1 pseudogene is annotated in these 351 nt (G+C 46.7%); it reads left to right on the forward strand.

What is annotated here, in order from left to right:
- Positions 1 to 351, forward strand: a pseudogene (locus tag ACQRBJ_RS16320) (IS1380 family transposase); the annotation flags it as partial.

The following is a 351-nucleotide window of genomic DNA, read 5'->3' on the forward strand; positions in this document are numbered from 1 at the left end:
GGCAAGACCTATGATTTCAATACGGCAGACAAGCTCAACGCCTTGCTTATAAAAGCCTTGGTTTCCACTGGTGAACTGAATGAGGTGGAAACCTACGATGTTGATTTCGACCATCAGTTCCTTGAAACAGAGAAGTATGATGCAAAACCGACATACAAGAAGTTCCTCGGCTACAGACCTGGCGTATATGTCATCGGTGACATGATTGTCTATGTCGAGAACAGCGATGGCAACACAAATGTGCGCTTTTATCAGGCTGAGACCCACAAGAGATTCTTTGCCCTACTGGAAGCCAACAGCATCCGTGTGAATCGCTTCAGAGCCGACTGTGGTTCGTGCTCGAAGGAAATT

Source organism: Prevotella sp. SGI.167 (assembly GCF_050313615.1).
Taxonomy (GTDB): Bacteria; Bacteroidota; Bacteroidia; order Bacteroidales; family Bacteroidaceae; genus Prevotella.